The sequence below is a fragment of the Bacillus sp. FDAARGOS_235 genome (assembly GCF_002073415.2).
Classification (GTDB): Bacteria; Bacillota; Bacilli; order Bacillales; family Bacillaceae_G; genus Bacillus_A; species Bacillus_A toyonensis.
Genome location: NZ_CP020437.2, coordinates 2318749 through 2342314, shown reverse-complemented (window position 1 = coordinate 2342314; position 23566 = coordinate 2318749). Strand labels below are relative to the sequence as shown.

Below are 23566 nucleotides of genomic sequence, written 5' to 3'. Positions count from 1 at the left end.
GACATTTTTTTATATTTGTTCAGTTGTGTAGGTTGGCTCGGTCTCTTTTTGAGGCATCGTCAAAAAAATAACAGACAGAACGATACATACGCCGCCTAATAATTGATATGATCCAAACGATTCATTTAGCCAAGTGATTGAAACGATGGCTGCTACAAGTGGTTCAATACTAGATAAAATACTTGTTTCTGTTGCTGCTAAATATTTAAGACTACCAATATAAAGAAGGAAAGAAAGGGTCCCACTAATAATGATAAGAATAAGCATAGAAAAAGTTTTTAGTGTAAGAGTTTGTGAAAATTGATTCCATCCAAATGAACGATTATAAATAAGTAGTGCAATTTCTCCGATTAACATCCCCCAACCAATTACTACAGTTGTTCCGCATTCTTTAATGAGAGAAGCTGGATGAAGGGTATAAAATGCAAATCCAATTGCCGTTAATAGTCCGAAAATAATGGCTGATTTAGATAAAACAATATTTTCGATTGAGCCATTTGTAATAATAAAGTATGTTCCTGTTAGCGCAGTTATAATTGCAAGTAGTTGCATAGAAGCAGGGAATTTTCTTTTCTGAAATGCAACATACATTGTAATAAGAACAGGGCCTAGAAATTGAAAGAGTGTTGCTGTGACAGCATTACTAATATGAACTGTTTCGATAAAGGCATATTGCGCGCCGAGCATGCCAAGAATAGAGAAAATAATAAGCTGTATAGAATGTCTAGGATGTTTCCAAATTTGAAATATGTTTTGTTTCTTTATTAGTAAGATAGACAAAATAAATACTCCTGCAAGCAACAAGCGAATTGTTAAAAAATCAATTGATGATACGTTCGTATGTTGAAATAGCCATTGAATCATCGGTCCAGATAATCCCCATAATGTGGCTCCTGTAATAATCATAATGAGTCCAATACGTCTATTTTTGTTCATGATCATGCATCTCCTCTTTAGTATTTGATTTTTTTTGTGTGACATGATAAAAGGAATTATATATAAAATCTGGTACTGTAAAAAGTATCAGATTTTAGTTTTATTAAGGGGTCAGATATTATGTTAGAATTAACGCCTAATTTAAATATGAATAGTAAGAAGGCATTGTATGTGCAGTTGTATGAGTATATAAAAAAAGAAATTAAAAATGGAACGATTCTATCTTTTACGAAGTTACCGGCTAAGCGAAAGTTAGCAACACATTTACAAGTAAGTAAAAATACAGTAGAGGCAGCTTACGAGCAATTACTTGCAGAAGGTTATATTGAATCAATTTCGAGAAAAGGTTATTTTGTATGTAAGATTGAGCAAATGGTTCATGTAGAAGAAAACGAAGAGAGAATAGAAGAAGTACCCTTTCAGGAGAGGGATTATAAATTTGATTTCACACAAACAGGAGTCGATACAAATGCTTTTCCGTTCAACATGTATCGGAAAATTATAAATGATGTATGGCAGCCTCATAATAATGAGTTGCTCTTTCTTGGTCACCCACAAGGAGAATGGAGCTTAAGAGAAGAAATTGCGAACTATTTGTATGAATCTAGAGGTGTGCGTTGTGCAGCTAGTCAAATCGTATTAGGAGCGGGAACACAAATATTAGTGAAATTACTGTTTCAATTATTAAAAGGAAGTAATTATGCAGTTGAAAACCCAGGTTATCATAGGAAAATGGTTGTTTTTGAACAGGGAGAAGAGAAGGTTCAAATGTTGTCTTTAGACAGGGACGGAATTTGTATGGCAGATTTAGAAAATAGCGATGCAAATATTGTATTTGTAACTCCATCCCATCAATTCCCATGCGGAATGATTATGCCTATCACGAGAAGGATGCAGCTTTTACAATGGGCGAAGAAAGAAGAAGGTAGGTATATTATTGAAGATGATTACGATAGTGAATTTCGCTATTCGGGAAAACCTATACCGGCACTGCAAGGGTTAGATACAGACGGGAAAGTTATTTATATGGGGACGCTATCGAAAGCATTGTTGCCATCATTACGGATGAGCTATATGGTGTTACCAAAGAAATTGATTAAAAAGTATCAACAACAATATTTATTTTATACACAAAGTGTTTCAAGAATGGACCAAGAAGTGATTAGAAGGTTTTTAAATGAAGGATATTGGGAAAAACATATTCATAAAATGCGTGTCGTCTATCGAAAGAAGAGAGATCGACTTGTTTTTGAACTAGAAAAGTACTTCTCAAATCGTGTTGAAGTGATAGGAGAAGATTCAGGATTGCACATTTTATTAAAGGTGCATAATGGAATGCGGGAAAAAGAATTAATTAAAGAAGCTGCGAAACATAGTATCAAAATATACCCTGTGTCTACGTACTATAAAGACGGTACTGCACCTGAAAATATAGTACTACTTGGATTTGCGATTTTATCAGAAGAAGAAATTGCGAAAGCGATTCAATTATTAAATAAGGCATGGTTTATAAAAAAGTAAAAAAACATCCTCATATATGAGAGGATGTTTTTTATTATTTATTTTCATCTAGGAATAAGACCATATGCTCTTCATCCCAATATTGTCCGTTATATTTCAGTGAACGTTCTTGTACACCAAACGTTTTAAAGCCTAATGACTCATAAAGTTTCTTCGCACCATCGTTTCCGACAACAACATCAAGCATAACTTGTTCTACGTCTAAAGATTTAGCAAGCTCAAGACATTCTTTAATAAGTGCTTTTCCTGCTCCAAGTCCGCGTGCTTTTGGAGACACATATACGGAACCAATTTTTGCTTTATGTTCTTGTTTTACATATGGTTTCGTTTCCAGTGTAGCAACTCCGATTAATTTTCCGTCTTTAAATGCACCTAGTGTATAGTTTTCGTCTTGTGCTAGTTTTTGTGCTTTATATTCAATAGCACACTCTTTATTAATAATATCTTCATAAGAAGAGCTGAAAGCTTCAGGGTTTTGCTTTAATCCTTCTACGCGAAGTTCTAAGTAAATTTCTGCTTCGTCTTTTGTTAATACATGGATATCCAATTATATCACCCTCCAGATCTTTGACAAATGTACCTTTACCACGCTATTCGCGGGCAGTAAGGCTCCAATTTTAAAATTCGGCGAATGCGCGGAAGTTAGGTGGGAGGTAACTGCCCGTAAATGCCCGATTGGTTCAACTAATAATCCATGGAGTGAACCTTTCCATGGATTAAAGTTTCACTTTATTTTATATTGAAATAAGAATAATTTCAAAAGCTTAGCTTCTAAGGGCAGATTTTATGAACAAAATAACACCAGTAGTGTTTACTACTACTGGTGTTTTCACACGCATCTTATTCAAAAGGAATCTCGATTATAAAGTTTGTCCCCACTCCTAATTGGCTTGTTACTAGAATGGAACCGTTATGCAATTCTACAATTTCCTTTGCAACAGCCAGTCCGATACCTTTTCCTCCAGTAGCCCTTGTTCTGGATTTATCAACACGGTAAAAGCGATCGAAAATATGCGGGATATCTTCTTCTGGAATACCTTCACCTTCATCTTGTACACTGATTGTAAAATAATCTGCTTCCGTTAGTACACGTATTGTTATAGTAGTGTTTTCTGGTGAATGCTGATAAGCATTATGCAATAAATTTAACATAACTTGTTCCATGCGTCTTTCGTCTATGCAAACTTCTAAATCGTTTTTACAATATACATGAAGTTGCATTTGTTTGTTCGTTAATGTTGTTTTTGTTTTTTCAACCATTCTTTCTAAAAATGGTTGAAGAAGCATCGTTTGTTTTTTAATAACAAATTGGTGTTGTTCTAATTGTACAAGCATAAATAAATCTTGTACGAGATCGGTTACACTATCCGTTTCGTCCTCAATGATTTGTAAATATTCTTCGCGTTCTTCTTTCGTTAAAGAGTCTCTCTTTGCTACCTTTGCATAACCTTTCATATAGGTTAATGGAGTTAATAATTCGTGAGCAACACTAGCGAGGAATTCATTTCGTTCTTTTTTCATATACGTAAGTTCACTCGATAAATCTTCAATCGTTTTTGCTAAACTTCCAAGTTCATCATTTCGTTTAATTCCTAATTGAATTGGCTTATTTAATTTTGAAATTTTTTCGGTCGCTCTTTTCATTTTTATAAGCGGCTCTGTAATAACTCGAGAAAAAACAAAAACAGAAATCGTTGTTAAAATAATTGTTAAAATACTGATGATAAGAAATTGGTCCATGAGTTTAATTAACATATTTTCTAAAAAAGATGTCTTTAATAACATATGTAAGTTACCTTGAAATCCAGTTATTTCAAGTGGGCTTACTGTAGAGATGAATTTCGATTTTTTCCAGTTTTTTTCTACGATCACCCCGTTTTGGGGGATATTTTTCGTTTTGCAAATAAGTTGTTTTTGCATTTCCTTTGTTACGGGTTCTGAGGTGGAAATAATTTTGCCGTTCTTGTCAGTTATAATGATAGTGGTATCGGTGTTAGCAATTAATTCTGAGCCAATTAATTCTTCAGCTGCATGCTCGATAGTGAACTCTTGATACCAAGGGCGTTTAGGTCGTTCGGTGTTTGGTTTTTGTTTAGAATATTCATTCCATTTTGCGCGGTTTACAATTTTGTCACGATACCGATTGCCTTTTTCTAATAGAGCACCTGTTTCTTCTGTAATCCGCATTTTTGAAATACTTTTGTAAAAGGATACGAAAGCAATTGTTTCAATACATAAAGCTAATATTAAAAAGTATGTCCCAATTTTAAGTGAAAGTTTACTCATTTTCCCACCATACCTTATTCATAATAAAGGGTCAGTGGTATGATATTTCCACTGACCTAAATAATTATTCACTTTTCCATTTATATCCGACTTTATAAACGGTTTCTAAATAATCCTCGACTGGAAATCCTTTTTTACGTAATTTATCACGGATATTGCGAATATGCGAATCAATCGTTCTATATTCGATGTCTGTTTCATAGCCCCAAATTTTTTCGATTAAATCATCTCGGCTGTAAGCACGGTTTGTATTTTGTAAAAACAGTCCAAGTAATGAAAATTCGATAGGAGTTAGTGAGATTTTTTCGTCATACACTGTGACAGTATGTTTCGTTTTATCCCACTCAATACCATTGAAGCTAACAAAGCCATCTTTCTTTGTCCGGCGTAATATAGCTTCAATTCGTGCGACTAATACATGCTCATCAAATGGTTTTGTGATATAGTCGTCTGCTCCCATAGTAAGGCCTTTAACCATATCGTAATTTTGATTACGAGCTGTTAGCATAATGATTGGAACGTTGGAAATTTGACGGATTTGATAGCAAGTATCCCATCCATCCATATTTGGCATCATAACATCTAATAAAATAATATCGAATTTTTTTTGCTCGATTAATTCCAGCGCTTCAAGGCCAGATTTAGCTTTCATACAAAAATAGCCGCGAGGGCTTAAGAAAAGATCTAGCAATCGTAACATACGTTCTTCATCGTCTACTAATAAAATTTTTACCATAATCTTGTGCACCCCAAACTATTCATTCTACTTGTATAGTTTACATGAAAATAATAAAAAACTCTTTTTATGTGATTGAATGGATGGCTGATTTTTTCGCTCAGGGCAATTGACATAAAAAATGCACTAGTTTTGCACAACTATTATTTATAATAGAAAACGTAGCGACACAAATACCCTATGTTGCGACATAACGTCATGTCATTTTATTTATAAAATGACAATTCCATTCTATTGTGTATGTGAGATAGAGAGGGTTTTCGTATTCACCTCGCATCGGATAAGAAAAATTTCCTATCTCACACTTTTTTTAAAAGGAGATAATACACATGAATCCAAAAGAAGAAATTTCAAAAAAAGAAAAGCAAGATCGTAATACGGTTGTAATGTGTGTTGCCGTATCTATGATTATTATTATAAGTTGCGTAAATAAAATTTTGGGGATTTTATAATATATAAAAGCTGATTACTTGTTAACAAGCAATCAGCTTTTTTTATTTTATCCGATTGGTGTGGAGTAATAACTAGTGGGGGAATGACTTCCTGGATTAAAGTTCTACTTTATCAAGAGGCATATTTTTATATAATAAACCAAGGTAAAATTGCTAATCCAGAAGTTACCATTGCTGTAGCACATATTAAAAAGATAGCTCGTTTTTTTTGTTTCATGTCACATTCTCCTCTACATATCAATTGAATGCTGTTCGTTCATTTTATATTTTTAGTATAATGAATGGAAAGGATTGGTACGATCGATAAAGGTGACATGAAGATTACATTGTTGTAATGAAAAAAGCATCTTTCTTAATAAGAAGATGCTTTGGGAAAACTATCCCGCTATTTGTGGATTAATAATCAGTGGGGATAGACACCCCCACCAATTAAAGTTTCACTTTATATTGAAGTATTAATCATTTAAGAATAAAACCATATGTTCTTCGTCCCAATATTGACCGTTGTGCTTTAATGAACGTTCTTGCACGCCGTAAGTTTGGAAACCTAATGACTCATATAGTTTTTTTGCGGCATCGTTACCAACTACAACATCGAGCATAAGTTGTTCTACATGTAATTTATCGGCATTTTCAATAATTGCTTTAATTAGAGCTCGTCCTGCCCCAAGGCCACGTGCTTTTGGGGAAACAAAAACGGAGCCGATTTTTGCTTTATGTTCTTGTTTAATGAATGGTTTTGTTTCTAAAGTAGCAATACCAATCAAATCGTTATCGTTGAAGACACCTAGAGTATACTTATCGGGATTGCTTAATCTTTTTGCCATAGCAGCTACAGGATTTTCATGTTTAAGAACATCTTCATAAGAAGAGCTAAAAGCTTCCGGGTTCTTCGTTAAACCTTCCATACAAACTTTTAAATATATTTCTGCGTCCTCTGTTGTTAATAAGCGAATTTCCATAGTTGTAACCTCCTTGGTGGATTTCAAATAAATCCATTACTTTTATAAGATTGAGTATGCGTTTTTTAGCAGTCTCTTTTAATTTGTAAAAGAATGAAAAGATATATGCTACAATGTTTTGATTTAATTGTGTAATGAAATTATATATTAACTTTATTAACTATTCAAGTCCTTAATATATTACATTTTTATAACTAAAATAACTCCTCGATCGAGGAGTTATTTTTTAAACATTCAATTGATAGCCATCAATTCGTTTTGGATGTGTGTAAATATTACAAGAGTCATTTCTAATAAATCCTACGACTGTAATGCCTAAGTCATGAGCAAGTTGCAAGGCTAGTTTTGTTGGAGCGGATTTGGATAGAACAATTTCACAGCCGATTTTTGAAACTTTGAGTAAAATTTCAGATGAAATACGTCCGCTAAATGCGATAATTTTTCCTTTAACAGATATATCATTACGTAAACAATAGCCGTATATTTTATCTAATGCGTTATGTCTCCCGATATCCATTCTTGATATAAGGATATTGTTTCGATCACATAGCGCAGTATTGTGAACACCGCCGGTTTGGCGAAATGTAGTGGAAGATTGTTGTAAGGCATTCATTAAGTAAAAGCATTCTTCAGGAGTAATTTTTACATGTATATCATGTAAATCTTTTGCTTTTGCGGCGTCGTTTACGAAAATAAAACCTTGTCTACCTTTTCCGCAGCAAGAAGTGATGTATCGTTTATTATATAAAGTTTGATAGAGTGGATTCACTTTTGATGATTTTACATGGACAATTCCGTTCTCTTTTTGAACCCATATTTCTTCAACATCTTTATAGGAAGAAATAATTCCTTCAGAAATTAAAAAACCAACTACCATATCTTCAATGTAATTTGGTGTGCATACAACTGTTACGTATTCTTCACCATTTAATTTAATAGTAATAGGAGATTCTGTAACAATCTCATCAACTTGTTTTGAAAATGAGCCAGATTGATAGCGTACAATCGTATATGTCTCTTGCGTAAACTCCATATTAAATTCCCCTTTTATATGTATTTTTCTCCCACATTTATCATAAAACATTGAAAAAATAAAAACACCTATTAGCAGGGAAATCACAGATTATTTTGGTTATTATTGTATATGTACGATATAATAGAACTGTAGAATAGTGACATTTTCAAGCTTTCGTAGTTATACCTTATAACATCAAGAATCGACTTCATAAGAAAAGGATTTCAGCAGAGCGTTTCAAAAATATGTACAGTAACTTGTTTTTTGAAAACGGATTCATAAACGTGTTGTACAGTTGGTTGTAAGGAGTGGGGAAACTATGGCAGAACAGACAGTCCGTGTAACCGTTGATGGTAAAGAATTTGCTGCATCAGGTGAAAAGACGATACTACAATTATTTAACGAGAGTAACTTGGAACATCCTCAAATTTGTCATGTACCAGAAGTAGATCCAATTCAAACTTGTGATACATGTATTGTAGAAGTAGATGGGAAGTTAATGCGTGCTTGTTCAACGCAAATAGAGAACGGTATGCATATTGAAAGACAGTCGCAGCGCGCAAAAGAGGCGCAGACTGAGGCGATGGATCGAATATTAGAGAACCATTTATTGTATTGTACTGTTTGTGATAACAATAATGGTAACTGTAAAGTGCATAATACAGTGCATATGATGGAAATTGAAGAACAGAAATACCCGTATGAACCGAAAGTAAGTGCGTGTGAAGTGGACATGTCACATCCGTTTTACCGGTATGATCCCAATCAATGTATTGCTTGTGGACAGTGTGTAGAAGTATGTCAAAACCTACAAGTCAATGAAACTATATCGATTGATTGGAATTTAGACCGCCCGCGTGTTATTTGGGACAATGGTGTAAGTATAAATGACTCGTCTTGTGTGAGTTGTGGGCAATGTGTAACAGTTTGTCCATGTAATGCGTTAATGGAAAAAACAATGCTAGGTGAAGCTGGGTTTATGACAGGATTAAAACCAGATGTGTTAGATCCGATGATTGATTTTGTAAAAGATGTAGAGCCAGGATATAGCAGTATTTTAGCAGTTTCAGAAGTGGAATCTGCGATGCGCAAGACGAAGGTTAAAAAGACGAAAACAGTTTGTACATTTTGCGGTGTAGGTTGCTCGTTTGAAGTGTGGACGAAAGACCGTCATATTTTAAAAGTACAACCTGTTTCAGATGCACCGGTTAATGGTATCTCTACATGTGTAAAAGGCAAATTTGGATGGGACTTTGTAAATAGTGAAGATCGCATTACAAAGCCATTAATTCGCCAAGGAGATATGTTTGTTGAAGCTTCTTGGGAAGAAGCTCTTGAAGTTGTTGCATCTAACATGCAGCATATTAAATCAGAATACGGCAGCGATGCATTTGGGTTTATTTCTTCTTCGAAAGTAACGAATGAAGAGAATTATCTTATGCAAAAATTAGCTCGTCAAATATATGGAACAAATAATGTAGATAACTGTTCCCGTTATTGTCAATCTCCAGCAACAGACGGCTTATTTAAAACTGTCGGTATGGGTGGGGATGCTGGAACAGTGAAAGATATCGCTGAAGCAGGTCTTGTTATTATCGTTGGTGCGAATCCGACAGAGGGACATCCTGTACTTGCGACGCGTGTGAAACGTGCTCATAAATTACACGAACAAAAATTAATTGTAGCAGACCTTCGTAAACATGAAATGGCTGAGCGTGCGGATATATTTGTTCATCCGAGTCAAGGAACTGATTATGTATGGCTTGCTGGTATTACGAAATATATTATCGATCAAGATTGGCATGATAAAAAGTTCTTAGCTGAAAATGTAAAGAACTTTGATGAATATAGCAAAATGTTAGAAAAGTATTCGCTTGATTACACAGAAGAAATTACGGGGATTTCTAAAGAGAACCTGAAAGAAATGGCTCGTATGGTATATGAAGCAGACGGTACTTGTGTACTTTGGGGAATGGGTGTAACTCAAAATACAGGTGGTAGTACAACTTCAGCTGCAATTTCAAATTTATTACTTGTTACGGGTAACTACCGTCGTCCTGGTGCAGGTGCATACCCATTAAGAGGACATAATAACGTACAAGGCGCTTGTGATATGGCGACCTTACCGAATTGGCTTCCAGGTTATCAAGCGGTATCTGATGATACGCTCCGTGCTAAATTTGAAAAAGCGTACGGTACGACGATTCCGAAAGAGCCAGGATTAAATAATATTGCAATGTTACTTGCGGCGGAAGAAGGAAAACTGCGCGGTATGTATGTTATGGGTGAAGAAATGGCTTTAGTAGATTCAAATGCGAACCATGTGCAACATATTTTAGAGAATTTAGATTTCCTTGTTGTTCAAGATATGTTCTTATCAAAAACAGCTCGTTTTGCTGATGTTATTTTACCGGCAGCACCGAGCTTAGAAAAAGAAGGGACGTTTACGAATACAGAACGTCGTATTCAAAGATTATATGAAGTATTGAAGCCGCTTGGTGATTCAAAACCAGACTGGTGGATTTTACAAAAAGTAGCTCGTGCACTAGGCGGAGATTGGAATTATGAAAACCCAAGTGAGATTATGGATGAAATAGCATCGCTTGCACCGTTATATTCTCAGGCAACATATGATCGTTTAGAAGGATGGAATAGTTTATGTTGGGGTAGCCATGATGGTAGCGATACACCGCTATTATATGTAGATGGATTTAACTTCCCAGATAAACTTGCTCGTTTATCATTAGATGAATGGGTACCACCAGTTGTGGCGCCGGATGAGTATGATTTACTATTAAATAATGGTCGTATGCTAGAGCATTTCCATGAAGGGAATATGACGAATAAGTCGGCTGGTATTTTATCTAAAGTATCTGAAGTATTCGTTGAAATTTCACCTGAACTTGCTAAAGAGCGTAATGTGAAAGATGGTGGTCTTGTAGAATTATCATCGCCGTTCGGAAAGATTAAAGTACAAGCACTTGTTACAGACCGTGTAACGGGAAATGAGTTATATTTACCAATGCATGCGACAGTAAATGAAGAGGCTATTAATATTTTAACAGGAACAGCGACAGACATTTATACGTGTACACCAGCTTATAAACAAACGATGGTGAAACTGCGCGTATTACGTGAAAAAGGAAATCGTCCATTACCATCTTCAAACCCGCGAGATAAAAAACGCCATCCACAAAATGGTGTTGAAATTCAGCAAAAGTGGCAAAGAAAACAATACGTATCACTTGTGGACTAGGGGGCGGAGATAGTGGCAAAAGAAATTACGTTAATTAAAAAGAAAGTTGTAACAGAAGAAGAGAAGAAACAGCAATTAGCAGAGGAACTGTTCACGGAGTTAGCGAATAACCGTGAAGCAGTCGAGGAAACGATGCAATTACTAGCGCAATTACAGAAAGCTGGTATTTTAGATGCGGCAATTAGTTTACTTGCTGCGAAAGAAGATGTTTCGAAAATTGCTGTTGAGCAATTAAATCGTGAACCAGTGAAAAATGCACTGAACAATATGATGGGGGCAGGAGAGGCTTTATCTTCAGTTGACCCAGAGGTAACAAAACAAATCACATCGAGTTTAGTTACTGGATTGCAATTTGCAACAGATGAATTAAATAGTGGTAAAAAAACAAAAGTGATGGATTTCTTTAAAGTATTAAAAGATCCAGATATCAATAGAGCAATTACATTCGGTTTTAGCTTTTTGAAAGCATTTGGGCAAGGATTAGAGAAAAAATAGAGTAGATGAAAAAGTGATGGGAAATAGCCATCACTTTTTTCATTGTATGTATAAGAGTGTTCATGTTAAGCGGAATATATTATTATTAAAAAGATGGATTAGAAATGGAAATGTGGAATCCATCTCAAATATCGTTTTAGAATGTGGAGGAATATATGCAACACCGTAAAAGACTATCTATACCAGGAGTAATGAGCCATTCCTTTCAAACAGTAAAATTTGCTTTTTGGAATGTATTAACCTTTCAACTTGCTTATAAATTGTTAGCAGCGATTGTGTTTGTTCCACTGTTTGGGATCATTTTTAATAAATTATTGTATTTTGGTGGTTACGCAAATGCGACAAATGATGAATTATTAGCATTTTTGAAAACACCATACGGCATTTTGGCAATCGTAATTTTATCCTTGTTAGCACTGTTTCTTATCTTTACGGAATTTGCGGTGCTTATTATTATTTCGTATTTCGCTCATAAAAGACAAAAGGTGAAATTACGCCCGATTTTATATAAAACCGTAACGTACTTACCTACGCTTTTCACATATTGCTTACCAGGATTTATTTTATATGCTGTCGTATTATTACCTCTTTTAAATATGGGATATGAAACGGCATTAATTCCGCAAATCCAAATTCCTAACTTTATTACAGGAGAACTGTTTAAAACGACGATGGGACAAGTAGGCTATTACACGTTCTTTGCCGTAGTTGCGTATTTGAACCTTCGCTGGATTTTCGTTCTACCTATTGTCGTTTTAGAACAAAAGCCGTTTCGCACAGCAGCGCGTAAAAGTGCAGCTTTAGTAAAAGAAAGCTTTTTTAAAGTACTATTCTTTTTAGTAGGATTTTTCATTTCAATAGGGATTGTTTATATTTTGTTTTTTGGAATATATTTATTGTGCCTATGGGGTGTGTATGAATTTACAAACCCGGAAGGAACATTTGCGTTATTAGCCGAATCAACGATTTCTGTATTCCTAACAAGTACATTGTATTTATTTAGCTTTATTGTGACACCATTTTATATTATGGCTATAACAAGATTGTACTTACAAAAGGTTCCGGTTGAAGATGTGTTATTAGAAGAAGGATTAGATTATTCGAAAACGAAAGCAGATAAATGTTTCTTTCAAAAACATCGCTGGAAATTTATTAGTGTATATATTGTAGGGATTATTACGGCCGGAATGGTCGTTGCCTTCATTGTAACGTTTATTTCAAATTCGTATAAAGAACCGATTATTATGGCGCACCGCGGATATATATCAAAAGGGGTAGAAAATACGAAAGAAGCTGTGCAAGGTGCTATTGATGCAAAAGCAGACTACGCTGAAATAGATGTATTACAAACGAAAGACGGTGAGCTAGCGGTTATACATGACTTGAAGTTAAAGCGTCTTGCAAATGCCAATGTGCATGTGTCAGATTTAACGATGGATGAATTAAGACAGCTTACTCTTAGTCAAGATGGATTTTCAGGACAAATAAGTACACTTGATGAAATCATTAAGCTTGCAAAGGGGAAAATCAAACTCAATATTGAAGTGAAGCTTCATGGGGGCGAAAAAGACTTTGTAAATAAAGTATTAAAAGCGATTAAAGATAATGAATTTGAGAAGCAATGTGTAATTCAAACGTTACACTATCCACTCATTAAAGAGTTTAAGCGTGCAAATTCAGATATAAAAGTAGGATATATACTGTATGCAAGTAGAGCTAACTTAAAGAATGTAAAAGCTGACTTTTATGTAGCAGAAGAATACATGTTAAATAAGAAATTAGTAAAAGAAGCAAGGAAGTTAAATAAGCCAATTTACGTATGGACAGTAAATGATATGGAGAGTTTAAAGGCATATTATAAGTTAAACGTAGATGGTATCATTACCGATTATCCTGAAGATGCACGTGAAACAATTAAGGAGTTAAAAGAGCAAGAAGCGGAAGAAAGTGATCTGTTTGATAAAATTACTGAAACAACAGATGATTTGTTTTCAAAGTTATTTATAAGTTATCCAGCTGCTGGCTAAATGCCAGCAGCTGTTTTTTGTAAAAAGAATATATTTCTAAAATATTGTGTAAAGTAATAACTGTATATGTATACGTCTTCATTTGGAGTTTTTACATTGTTATATTATTGTCAAATAATAAATGATTACTGCTTATTTTGAAGGGATATAATAAAAATAGAGTAATAGATAATGAAATAGAACGAACTTCCTAATAGAATCAATGTTTTATATATTTACACTATTCTAAATATATAAACTTTAGAAAAATGATATGTTAGCGTTTTCATAACTTTTAAGTTATGCTAGAATAAGGACATAAGTTATTAATTATTACAAAAAGAAAAAAGACTTTCTTTTTTCTGTTAATTATAAGGGGGCATTTCATTATGCGTATTGGGGTACCAGCAGAAATTAAAAACAACGAAAACCGTGTGGCAATGACACCAGCTGGTGTTGTACATTTAATTCGTAACAATCACGAAGTATTTATTCAAAAGGGTGCAGGTTTAGGATCTGGTTTCACAGATGCTCAGTATGTTGAAGCTGGAGCAAAAATTGTTGATACAGCTGAAGAAGCTTGGAACATGGAAATGGTTATGAAAGTTAAGGAACCAATTGAAAGCGAATACAAACACTTCAGTGAAGGTTTAATCTTATTCACATACTTACACTTAGCTCCAGAACCAGAATTAACAAAAGCTTTAATCGAGAAGAAAGTAGTAGCTATTGCGTACGAAACAGTACAATTAGAAAACCGTTCATTACCATTACTTGCACCTATGAGTGAAGTAGCTGGTCGTATGGCTGCACAAATTGGTGCACAGTTCCTTGAGAAAAACAAAGGCGGTAAAGGTATCTTACTTGCAGGTGTTCCAGGGGTTAAACGTGGTAAAGTAACAATTATCGGTGGTGGACAAGCTGGTACAAATGCTGCTAAAATTGCAGTTGGACTAGGTGCGGATGTAACAATCATCGACTTAAGTGCAGAACGTCTTCGTCAATTAGATGACATTTTCGGAAACCAAGTAAAAACTTTAATGTCTAATCCTTACAATATTGCAGAAGCTGTAAAAGAGTCTGATCTTGTAATTGGTGCAGTATTAATCCCAGGTGCAAAAGCGCCAAAACTTGTAACAGAAGAAATGATTAAATCAATGGAACCGGGTTCTGTTGTTGTAGATATCGCGATTGACCAAGGTGGTATTTTCGAAACAACTGACCGTATTACAACTCATGATAACCCAACTTACGAAAAACACGGTGTTGTTCATTATGCAGTTGCAAACATGCCAGGTGCGGTTCCACGTACATCAACTCTTGCATTAACAAACGTAACAGTACCATATGCAGTACAAATTGCTAACAAAGGCTACAAAGCTGCTTGCCTAGGCAACACTGCATTATTAAAAGGTATTAACACATTAGATGGCTATGTAACATTTGAAGCTGTTGCAGAAGCTCACGGTGTAGAGTACAAAGGTGCTAAAGAATTATTAGAAGCAGAAACAGTATCTTGCTAATAGAAGCATTATACAAAACAAAATCGAACAATATATAAAACAACATGATAAGAGCTAAGAGATAATACCTCTTAGCTCTTCTTGGCAAAAGGGGGCATTCATCGTGGCCAACCTATTTAAAAAGAAATCCGTTACGCAATTGTTAGGGGAAAGTAAAAGTAAAACTTTAACGAAAACGCTAGGGGCATTCGACCTAACAATGCTAGGAATTGGTGCGATAATTGGTACAGGAGTTCTAGTATTAACTGGATTAGTAGCAGCAAGAGATGCTGGTCCAGCAGTTATTTTTTCATTTATGATTGCAGCAATTGTTTGTGGATTTGCAGCTTTATGTTATGCGGAAGTTGCATCTACACTCCCTGTTTCAGGTAGTGTGTACACATATTCGTATGCAACAATTGGTGAGTTTGTTGCTCATTTAATGGGATGGACATTGTTATCCGTATATGTCGTAACGACTGCCGCAGTAGCTGGCGGATGGACGGGTTATTTCAATAATTTAGTGAGTGGATTGGGACTTGAAATCCCAAAAGCATTGCTAACGATTCCAGCGCAAGGTGGTATGGTAAACTTACCGGCAGTTATCGTTACGTTAGTGATAACTTGGTTATTATCACGAGGTACAAAAGAAAGTAAGCGTGTGAATAACATAATGGTATTAATTAAAATTGGTATTGTTGTTTTATTCATTGCAGTTGGTGTATTCTACGTGAAACCAGAAAACTGGATACCATTTGCACCTTACGGTTTAAGTGGAGTGTTCGCAGGGGGAGCAGCAGTATTCTTTGCTTTCTTAGGATTTGATGCATTAGCAACTTCTGCTGAAGAAGTAAAAAATCCGCAACGTGATCTACCAATTGGTATTATTGCCTCGTTAGTTATTTGTACAATCATTTATGTTGTAGTTTGTCTCGTTATGACAGGTATGGTTTCTTATAAGGAATTAGATGTACCTGAAGCTATGGCATATGTGTTAGAAGTTGTAGGACAAGATAAAGTGGCTGGTGTAATTGCTATTGGAGCTGTAATCGGTATTATGGCTGTAATTTTCGCTTACATTTATGCGACAACACGTGTATTCTTCGCAATGAGCCGTGACGGTTTATTACCAAAATCTTTTGCGAAAATTAACAAGAAGACTGAAGCGCCAACATTTTCAGTTTGGTTAACAGGAATTGGTAGTGCTTTAATTGCTGGATTTATCGATTTAAAAGAATTGTCGAATTTAGCGAATATTGGAGCGTTATTAACATTCGCCATGGTTGGTGTAACTGTTATCATTCTTCGTAAAACGCATCCGAAATTACAACGTGGATTTATGGTACCACTTGTACCGATCTTACCGATTATTTCAATTGCATGTTGTCTATTCTTAATGGTAAATTTACCATTAACAACATGGATATACTTCGGTATTTGGTTAGCAATTGGAGTAGTTGTATACTTTGTTTATTCGAAAAAACATAGTCATTTAAAAGACGATGGAAGTTCGCAGGATAATTTAGATCAAGCTAATTAAAGGGATATAAAATAGTAAGCCTTGTGCGTCTAGGGAGCGCACAAGGCTTTTTCTTTTGGATAAGGAAGGAAATAAATGTTAAATTGTCGAATTTTTATGTCGGAATATGAAAAAAGGGGAGGAAGAGGAATGCTAGAAACGAAAGTGGTTGTTGGAGCAGAGGAGTATAATAATAACCCTGGTTGGTTACATACGAATGAAGAAGAATTAAATTTATTGCGAAGAGAAACTTGGCTTGATAAATTTCAACCTAATTCTTTATCAGCAATTTTAGCGGAACATGTATGGGAGCATTTATCGTACGAAGAAGGAATCGAAGCTGCAAAAATTTGTTATGAGTTTTTAACGGAGGGTGGATATATTCGTTGTGCAGTGCCAGATGCATTTTTCCCAGATGAAGAATATCAGCAAGGTGTACAAGTAGGTGGACCAGGGCCATTAGATCATCCAGCAGCAAGTCATAAAATCGTTCATAACTATAAAACAATCACGTCCATGTTTGAATCGGCAGGTTTTCAAGTTAGGACTTTAGAATACTGTGATGAGAATGGTAAGTTTCATTATAATGATTGGAATGAGAAAGATGGTTTTATTTATCGCTCGAAACGTTTTGATCATAGAAATCAAGATGGTACATTAGAATTTGCTTCGTTAATTGTGGATGCAGTGAAACTTTAATCAGTGGGGGTTCTTCATCTCCTGTTGATTATTAGCCTTCAACAATCGGGCTTTTACGGGTAGCTAATGTAGGGGAAATAAGAGAAGGATGCACGATAGTTTTCGTGTATCCTTTTTGTATGAAGAGTATGATAGGTGTGGAGAATATTGATATGTATATGTTGAAATATGAATGGAATTGTCAAAAAAATCTTTCGGATTTTATTGACACATATGAGTAGGCGCTCATATAATAAAAGTATAAGATATATGAACAGTTGTTCATATGTTCAATTAAAGAGGTGAGCTATAATGGCTGAAAATAAAGTAGAAACACCGCAGGAAACTTGTTCTCAAACGGTAATTCATGAGGAAGTCGTGGATCAAGTGAAGCAAACAATTCCGACTGATGGAAGTTTAAGTAAAGTAGCAGAACTATTTAAAGTATTAGGTGACCGTACGCGTACGAGAATATTACATGCATTATTTGAAGCTGAAATGTGCGTTTGTGATTTAGCTTATTTATTAGGAATGACACAATCGTCTATTTCACATCAGCTACGTGTGTTAAAGCAAGCGAAACTTGTAAAGAATCGTAAAGAAGGAAAGGTCGTTTATTATTCGTTAGCTGACCAGCACGTAATTCATATCTTCGAGCAAGCGTTTGAACACGTAAACGAGGAAGAATAAAAACGCGAGGAGGGAGAACGATGGCAGAAGCATTAGTGAAAAAGAAACTGATGTTAGAAGGTTTAGATTGTGCGAACTGTGCAATGAAAATTGAAAAAGGCGTTGGGAATATAGAAGGAGTAAATTCTTGCTCTGTAAACTTTGCAACAAAGACGATGGTTTTAGAAACAGCACAAAATAAAGAAAATGAAGTTGTGACAGAAGCAAAACAGCTTGTTACAAAGTTAGAACCACATATTAAAGTGCAAGAAGAGCAAAAAAATAAAGCTGCAAAAGAAGTTTTTATATTAGAAGGTTTAGATTGCGCGAACTGTGCAATGAAGATTGAAAATAAAGTTAAGGAAATGCCGACAGTTTCAGAAGCAACTGTTGATTTCGTATCAAAGAAATTACGAGTAGAAGTTGCGAATAAAAGAGAGTTAGAATCGACTGTAGAAGATATAAAGAATGTCGTTCAAAAGTTAGAACCAGATGTGAAAGTTGTTCGTGAAGAAAAGAGCGGCCATGACCACGGACATAGTCACGACCATGGTGAAGCAAATGTGAAAAAGATGATAGGGCGATTAGTAGTCGGTGGAATTTTGACAGGAATTGCTGCCTTAGCTGATTTACCACAAATGATAACAATTCCATTATTCGTCCTTGCGTATTTATTAATAGGTGGAGATATCGTTTGGAGAGCGGTAAGAAACATAACTCGCGGCCAAGTATTCGATGAAAACTTTTTAATGGCAATTGCAACTGTAGGAGCTTTTGCAATTCAACAATATTCAGAAGCTGTTGCGGTAATGCTATTTTATCAAGTAGGGGAACTATTCCAAAGTATTGCAGTAAATCGCTCTCGAAAATCAATTACTTCATTAATGGATATTCGCCCTGATTATGCGAATGTAAAGGTTGGAAATGAAACGAAACAAGTATCACCGGAAGATGTACAAATCGGCGATTATATTATCGTAAAACCGGGTGAGAAAGTACCATTAGACGGAAAAGTAGTCGAGGGAACATCAATGATGGATACTTCAGCACTTACAGGTGAATCTGTACCGCGTGAAGTAGAAGTTGGTAATGACGTATTAAGTGGTTTTGTAAACCAAAATGGTGTATTAACAATTGAAGTTACAAAAGAATTTGGTGAATCTACTGTATCAAAAATTTTAGATTTAGTTCAAAATGCAAGTAGTAAAAAAGCACCGACAGAAAACTTTATTACGAAATTTGCGCGCTACTATACTCCTGTTGTAGTTATTACAGCAGCGATCATGGCGTTTATTCCACCGCTTATTTTAGAAGGTGCTACATTCTCCGAGTGGATTTATAGAGCGTTAGTATTCTTAGTTATCTCTTGTCCATGTGCGTTAGTCGTATCCATTCCTCTTGGATTCTTTGGAGGTATCGGTTGTGCATCCAAAAGTGGGATTTTAGTAAAAGGAAGTAACTATTTAGAAGCATTGAATGATGTGAAATATATCGTCTTTGATAAAACAGGTACATTAACAAAAGGTGTCTTTAAAGTTACAAAAATGGAGCCAAGTGAAGGTACTACTAGTGAAGAACTGTTAGAGTATGCAGCGTTTGCAGAAGTATATTCAAATCATCCAATTGCACAATCTATTCGAAATGCATATGGAAAATCAATCGATGAAAATGCTATTGAAGACTATAGTGAAATTTCTGGTCATGGTACAGTTGTAAAAGTACAAGGAAAAGAAATTTTCGCAGGTAATGCTAAATTAATGAGAAAAGAAAATATTGAATTTAAGCAACCAGAAACAGTAGGTACATTAGTTCACGTTGCTGTAGATGGTAAATACGCAGGTTATATTGTTATCTCAGATGAGGTAAAAGAGGATTCAAAACAAGCGATTCAAAAGTTAAAAGAACTAGGTATCAAGAAGACAGTGATGTTAACTGGGGATGCAAAAGCAGTTGGTGAAGCTGTTGGAAAAGAATTAGGTTTAGATGAAGTTCACGCAGAACTACTACCACAACAAAAAGTAGAAGAGATTGAAAAAATTGATGCGGCTAAGCGTGGAAAAGAAAAAGTTGCTTTCGTTGGTGATGGTATTAACGACACGCCAGTATTAGCACGAGCGGACGTTGGTATTGCTATGGGTGGCTTAGGATCGGATGCAGCGATTGAAGCTGCAGATATCGTTATAATGACTGATGAACCTTCAAAAATTGCAACAGCTGTTAAAATTGCAAAACGCACAAGAAGTATTGTATGGCAAAATATTATATTTGCATTAGGTGTAAAAGGATTAGTTTTATTACTTGGTGCTTTTGGTATAGCGACAATGTGGGAAGCTGTTTTCTCAGATGTGGGTGTGACGTTAATTGCAGTATTAAATGCAATGCGTGTACTACGAGTGAAAGATTTATAAAAAGAGGGCGCAATTGCGTCCTCTTTTTTATCGGTTATTTTGTTGAAAGTGACTCAATAAAATAATATCAAATATTATTTTAGTTTTTAATAACGCAATATTAAATTTTACAAATAAAAAATATTCACCTTGTTATTTTAATATATTTTTTACAAATATTCATATAGTATTGAAAAAACAGAGAAGGAGGAAACTTCTCTGTTTATTTTTGTATGTTTTTTTCAACTTGTTCACGAACAGTTTGAATATAATTCATTTTATGATCCCAGCATTCTTGGCTTAAATCGACAGGATACTCTTCGGGGTTTAAAGTTCGCATGTATTCTTCCCAAAATAGAGCGAGACTCTGTTCGTTATACTTTTGAATATCTAATATACTTGGTAGTTCGTATGTTCTTTCACCGTTAACGAAAATGTCTTTATGCAGTTCACGTGCTTCAAAGTTTGTTACGAATTTACTTATGTATGTGTGAACAGGGTGGAACATTTTTAAGCGTTCTTCTTTTTCAGGCTCTTCAGAATCTAACGCAATATAATCGCCTTCAGCATGATTATTAACCCTGTTGACTATACGATAAATTCGTTTAAGCCCTGGAGTTGTAATCTTTTCAGGGTTAGATGAAATTTTAATCGTGTCATTTAATTTCCCGTCAGTATCTTCAATCGCAACTAGTTTGTAAACAGCCCCTAATGCTGGTTGTTCAAAGGATGTAATTAATTTTGTTCCAACACCCCATACGTCAATTTTTGCACCTTGAGATTTAAGGTGCATAATTGTGTATTCATCTAAATCGCTAGAAGCGATAATTTTTGTATTTGTAAACCCAGCCTCATCTAGTAATATTCTTGCCTTTTTAGACAAATAAGCCATATCACCACTATCAAGACGAATGCCATAGAAATCAATACGATCTCCAAATTCTTTTGCAACACGAATCGCATTTGGAACACCAGATTTTAATGTGTCATATGTATCGACGAGAAAGACACATTTTTTATGAGTTTCAGCGTATTTTTTAAACGCGACATATTCATCGCGATACGCTTGAACGAAAGAGTGAGCATGTGTGCCGGCTACAGGTATCCCGAAGCGTTTTCCAGCACGAACGTTGCTTGTAGATGAGAAACCGCCAATAAAGGCAGCGCGTGTTCCCCAAAGGGCAGCATCAAATTCATGAGCACGTCTTGTGCCAAACTCTAAAAGTTCATCGTTATTTGCAGCATGCTTCATACGAGCAGCTTTTGTTGCAATTAATGTTTGGTAATTCACAATGTTTAAAAGGGCAGTTTCAATAATTTGTGCTTCACCGAGTGGTGCATCAACACGTAATAAAGGCTCGTTATTGAATACAACTTCACCTTCTTGCATACCACGAATGACCCCAGTGAATTTCATATTTTGTAAATAATGAAGGAATTCTTCTTCAAATTGTAATTCTGCTAAATAAGCGATATCGCTCTCGGTAAAACTGAAATTTTCTATGTACTCTACAATTTTTTCAAGACCAGCAAAAACAGCGTAGCCATTCTCAAATGGAAGCTTTCGAAAATATAAATCAAAAACAGAACGGCGATTATGAATACCATCTTTCCAATATGTATAAGCCATGTTGATTTGATATAAATCTGTATGTAAGGCATAACTATCGTCTTTATAATAATTCATTGCGAAAACACCTCCGTAATTTGGTTATAGTATACCAATTTTACGACGTTCGTAGCAAAGAAGAGATATTGATGTGAAGTCAAGAGAGAAAAAAATGAAATAATGCATATTTTTTAGAAAATTAACATTTATCAATTTATATTTCTTTAAATTTTATGTATTATTAGAGTAATGGGGGTAATGAGAATGGAGGAGGACAATGCAACAAACATTAGAAAAAATAGGCAAACAAGTCTTTTATAAACGGCTACAGCAAAAAATGACACAAGAAGAATTATGTCAGGGCATTTGTTCTGTCTCATACTTAAGTAAGATCGAAAATGGAAAGATCGAAGCATCAGAAGAAATTCTACAATTGCTCTGCGCAAGATTAGAGATTGCTGTAACGGATTTAAGAGATGTAGAAGAAGATGTGAAGGGGAAGCTGGATGAATGGTTGAATGCACTAGTTCATTTGGATAAGCAACAAGTAGAACGCATATATGAAGAGTTGCAAGGTGAAATGAAGCATGTTTTGGATTTTGAAATTATAAATTATTATAAACTGCTGTATACACGTTATTTAATGATGAAGCGGGATCTCCCTGCTGTTGAAGAAGAATTGGACGGATTGAAGAAAGTGTATAAGAAATACTCGCCTTTTCAGAAGATGTTATATACGTATAATAAGGCATTATTATATTCTGTGCAGTACAAATATACGCAAGCGTTAGAGTATTTGTTAAAAACAGAATCGATGGCGAAAGAGTTAGGATATTATGAAACAGGAATATATTATAATTTAGCATTGACATATAGTCAGATGGAAATAGATCATATGACATTATACTTTGCTAATGTGGCATTAGAAGGTTTTAAAAGCGAATATAAATTTAGAAATATAATTAATTGTAAGTTTTTAATTGCGTTTAGTTATACTAGAAAAAAACAATATAATGAAGCTATGGAAATCTATAATCATATCATAAGAGAAGCAACTTCTTTTGCTGATAAAGATAATATTCTTTCTATTGCTTTAAATAATATTGGTTATCTGTACTACCGACAAAAAAATTATGCCAAGGCGAAAGAGTATTATATAGAATGCTTAAAATATAAAAAAGAAGAGGATATGAATTATATTGATGCCATGTATGAGCTCTCGTTGCAGTGTATTCAATTAGGAGAACTTGAGGAAGCGGCTGAATGGATTGAAAAAGGTATCCTTGCTGCAAGGAAAGATGAGAGATACAAAGGGATGTTATATTTATTGTTAAATTTAAGATATAAATATTTTGAAGAAAGAGACCTCTATAAAAAATTTCTAGAAACAGAAGTAGTTCCTTTCTTTAAAACAGAGGAAAATATAAAAGATTTAAAGAAAGTATACTTAGAACTAGCTGAATACTTAGAAGAATGCTCAGATTTTAAAGAAAGTAATCGCTATTATAAATTAGCAATTACTTTATTAGAAGAATAA

The 23566-nt window shown here is 34.8% G+C and carries 18 protein-coding genes; 11 read left to right on the top strand and 7 right to left on the bottom strand.

Going from position 1 to position 23566, the window contains the following annotated elements; all coding sequences use genetic code 11:
* Positions 1-9: 9 nt before the first annotated feature.
* Entirely contained in the window at positions 10-936 is a 927-nt protein-coding gene (locus tag A6J74_RS13940; protein ID WP_080609531.1) for a DMT family transporter, read from the bottom strand.
* A gap of 120 nt (positions 937-1056) precedes the next feature.
* Here A6J74_RS13940 and pdxR point away from each other — a divergent pair, with 120 nt between their 5' ends.
* Complete coding sequence (gene pdxR / locus A6J74_RS13935; protein WP_000891910.1) at positions 1057-2457, top strand: MocR-like pyridoxine biosynthesis transcription factor PdxR; 1401 nt, start codon at positions 1057-1059, stop codon at positions 2455-2457.
* A 34-nt stretch (positions 2458-2491) separates the two neighbouring features.
* Here pdxR and A6J74_RS13930 read toward each other — a convergent pair whose 3' ends face one another.
* From A6J74_RS13930 to A6J74_RS13915, 3 genes are all read right to left on the bottom strand, one after another.
* A complete protein-coding gene (locus tag A6J74_RS13930; protein WP_000351211.1) occupies positions 2492-3004 on the bottom strand; it encodes a GNAT family N-acetyltransferase in 513 nt (170 codons plus the stop codon).
* A gap of 293 nt (positions 3005-3297) precedes the next feature.
* Positions 3298-4743 carry a HAMP domain-containing sensor histidine kinase gene (locus A6J74_RS13920; protein ID WP_000041010.1) on the bottom strand — a complete coding sequence of 482 codons (1446 nt, stop codon included), beginning with the start codon at positions 4741-4743 and terminating at the stop codon, positions 3298-3300.
* A 64-nt stretch (positions 4744-4807) separates the two neighbouring features.
* The gene (locus A6J74_RS13915) at positions 4808-5479 is read right to left on the bottom strand and encodes a response regulator transcription factor (RefSeq protein WP_000238941.1); all 672 of its coding nucleotides are present in this window, start codon (positions 5477-5479) and stop codon (positions 4808-4810) included.
* A 329-nt stretch (positions 5480-5808) separates the two neighbouring features.
* Between A6J74_RS13915 and A6J74_RS30445 the strand changes: the two genes are divergently transcribed.
* Complete coding sequence (locus tag A6J74_RS30445; protein ID WP_001068390.1) at positions 5809-5931, top strand: hypothetical protein; 123 nt, start codon at positions 5809-5811, stop codon at positions 5929-5931.
* Positions 5932-6386: 455 nt separating this feature from the next.
* Here the strand turns inward: A6J74_RS30445 and A6J74_RS13905 are convergent, their stop codons facing one another.
* Together A6J74_RS13905 and fdhD are read right to left on the bottom strand one after the other, a co-directional pair.
* Positions 6387-6893, bottom strand: a complete 507-nt coding sequence (locus A6J74_RS13905; RefSeq protein ID WP_000405887.1) for a GNAT family N-acetyltransferase — start codon at positions 6891-6893, stop codon at positions 6387-6389.
* A 226-nt stretch (positions 6894-7119) separates the two neighbouring features.
* Positions 7120-7926 (bottom strand): formate dehydrogenase accessory sulfurtransferase FdhD, encoded by an 807-nt coding sequence (fdhD, locus tag A6J74_RS13900; RefSeq protein ID WP_000397291.1) that lies wholly within the window; start codon positions 7924-7926, stop codon positions 7120-7122.
* 301 nt (positions 7927-8227) lie between these two features.
* Here fdhD and fdhF point away from each other — a divergent pair, with 301 nt between their 5' ends.
* The 8 genes from fdhF (at position 8228) to A6J74_RS13855 (ending at position 20441) form a co-directional block, all read left to right on the top strand.
* Positions 8228-11164, top strand: a complete 2937-nt coding sequence (gene fdhF / locus A6J74_RS13895; RefSeq protein ID WP_000840632.1) for a formate dehydrogenase subunit alpha — start codon at positions 8228-8230, stop codon at positions 11162-11164.
* 12 nt (positions 11165-11176) lie between these two features.
* Positions 11177-11659, top strand: a complete 483-nt coding sequence (locus A6J74_RS13890; protein WP_001040512.1) for a helical membrane plugin domain-containing protein — start codon at positions 11177-11179, stop codon at positions 11657-11659.
* Positions 11660-11814: 155 nt separating this feature from the next.
* Complete coding sequence (locus A6J74_RS13885) at positions 11815-13686, top strand: glycerophosphoryl diester phosphodiesterase membrane domain-containing protein (protein ID WP_001164746.1); 1872 nt, start codon at positions 11815-11817, stop codon at positions 13684-13686.
* Positions 13687-14054: 368 nt separating this feature from the next.
* Positions 14055-15188, top strand: coding sequence for an alanine dehydrogenase (gene ald, locus A6J74_RS13880; protein WP_001219740.1), 1134 nt, complete (start codon positions 14055-14057; stop codon positions 15186-15188).
* A 103-nt stretch (positions 15189-15291) separates the two neighbouring features.
* Entirely contained in the window at positions 15292-16707 is a 1416-nt protein-coding gene (locus A6J74_RS13875; protein ID WP_001284896.1) for an amino acid permease, read from the top strand.
* A gap of 129 nt (positions 16708-16836) precedes the next feature.
* Positions 16837-17385 carry a class I SAM-dependent methyltransferase gene (locus A6J74_RS13870; RefSeq protein ID WP_000894487.1) on the top strand — a complete coding sequence of 183 codons (549 nt, stop codon included), beginning with the start codon at positions 16837-16839 and terminating at the stop codon, positions 17383-17385.
* A gap of 291 nt (positions 17386-17676) precedes the next feature.
* Entirely contained in the window at positions 17677-18054 is a 378-nt protein-coding gene (locus A6J74_RS13860) for an ArsR/SmtB family transcription factor (protein WP_000829680.1), read from the top strand.
* A 20-nt stretch (positions 18055-18074) separates the two neighbouring features.
* Positions 18075-20441, top strand: a complete 2367-nt coding sequence (locus A6J74_RS13855) for a heavy metal translocating P-type ATPase (RefSeq protein ID WP_000796580.1) — start codon at positions 18075-18077, stop codon at positions 20439-20441.
* A 202-nt stretch (positions 20442-20643) separates the two neighbouring features.
* On the opposite strand, the gene A6J74_RS13850 is transcribed toward A6J74_RS13855, so the two are convergent.
* Positions 20644-22107: a nicotinate phosphoribosyltransferase gene (locus tag A6J74_RS13850; protein WP_001110354.1), complete on the bottom strand. Its 1464-nt coding sequence runs from the start codon at positions 22105-22107 to the stop codon at positions 20644-20646.
* A 199-nt stretch (positions 22108-22306) separates the two neighbouring features.
* Here A6J74_RS13850 and A6J74_RS13845 point away from each other — a divergent pair, with 199 nt between their 5' ends.
* Positions 22307-23566 carry a helix-turn-helix transcriptional regulator gene (locus tag A6J74_RS13845; RefSeq protein WP_001187940.1) on the top strand — a complete coding sequence of 420 codons (1260 nt, stop codon included), beginning with the start codon at positions 22307-22309 and terminating at the stop codon, positions 23564-23566.

What these genes read in the sequence shown, in the direction of transcription:
- A6J74_RS13940 (WP_080609531.1), bottom strand. Translation starts at nt 936, where the DNA reads ATGAACAAAAATAGACGTATTGGACTCATTATGATTATTACAGGAGCC.
- pdxR (WP_000891910.1), top strand. Translation starts at nt 1,057, where the DNA reads ATGTTAGAATTAACGCCTAATTTAAATATGAATAGTAAGAAGGCATTG.
- A6J74_RS13920 (WP_000041010.1), bottom strand. Translation starts at nt 4,743, where the DNA reads ATGAGTAAACTTTCACTTAAAATTGGGACATACTTTTTAATATTAGCT.
- A6J74_RS13915 (WP_000238941.1), bottom strand. Translation starts at nt 5,479, where the DNA reads ATGGTAAAAATTTTATTAGTAGACGATGAAGAACGTATGTTACGATTG.
- A6J74_RS30445 (WP_001068390.1), top strand. Translation starts at nt 5,809, where the DNA reads ATGAATCCAAAAGAAGAAATTTCAAAAAAAGAAAAGCAAGATCGTAAT.
- A6J74_RS13905 (WP_000405887.1), bottom strand. Translation starts at nt 6,893, where the DNA reads ATGGAAATTCGCTTATTAACAACAGAGGACGCAGAAATATATTTAAAA.
- fdhD (WP_000397291.1), bottom strand. Translation starts at nt 7,926, where the DNA reads ATGGAGTTTACGCAAGAGACATATACGATTGTACGCTATCAATCTGGC.
- fdhF (WP_000840632.1), top strand. Translation starts at nt 8,228, where the DNA reads ATGGCAGAACAGACAGTCCGTGTAACCGTTGATGGTAAAGAATTTGCT.
- A6J74_RS13885 (WP_001164746.1), top strand. Translation starts at nt 11,815, where the DNA reads ATGCAACACCGTAAAAGACTATCTATACCAGGAGTAATGAGCCATTCC.
- ald (WP_001219740.1), top strand. Translation starts at nt 14,055, where the DNA reads ATGCGTATTGGGGTACCAGCAGAAATTAAAAACAACGAAAACCGTGTG.
- A6J74_RS13870 (WP_000894487.1), top strand. Translation starts at nt 16,837, where the DNA reads ATGCTAGAAACGAAAGTGGTTGTTGGAGCAGAGGAGTATAATAATAAC.
- A6J74_RS13860 (WP_000829680.1), top strand. Translation starts at nt 17,677, where the DNA reads ATGGCTGAAAATAAAGTAGAAACACCGCAGGAAACTTGTTCTCAAACG.
- A6J74_RS13855 (WP_000796580.1), top strand. Translation starts at nt 18,075, where the DNA reads ATGGCAGAAGCATTAGTGAAAAAGAAACTGATGTTAGAAGGTTTAGAT.
- A6J74_RS13850 (WP_001110354.1), bottom strand. Translation starts at nt 22,107, where the DNA reads ATGAATTATTATAAAGACGATAGTTATGCCTTACATACAGATTTATAT.
- A6J74_RS13845 (WP_001187940.1), top strand. Translation starts at nt 22,307, where the DNA reads ATGCAACAAACATTAGAAAAAATAGGCAAACAAGTCTTTTATAAACGG.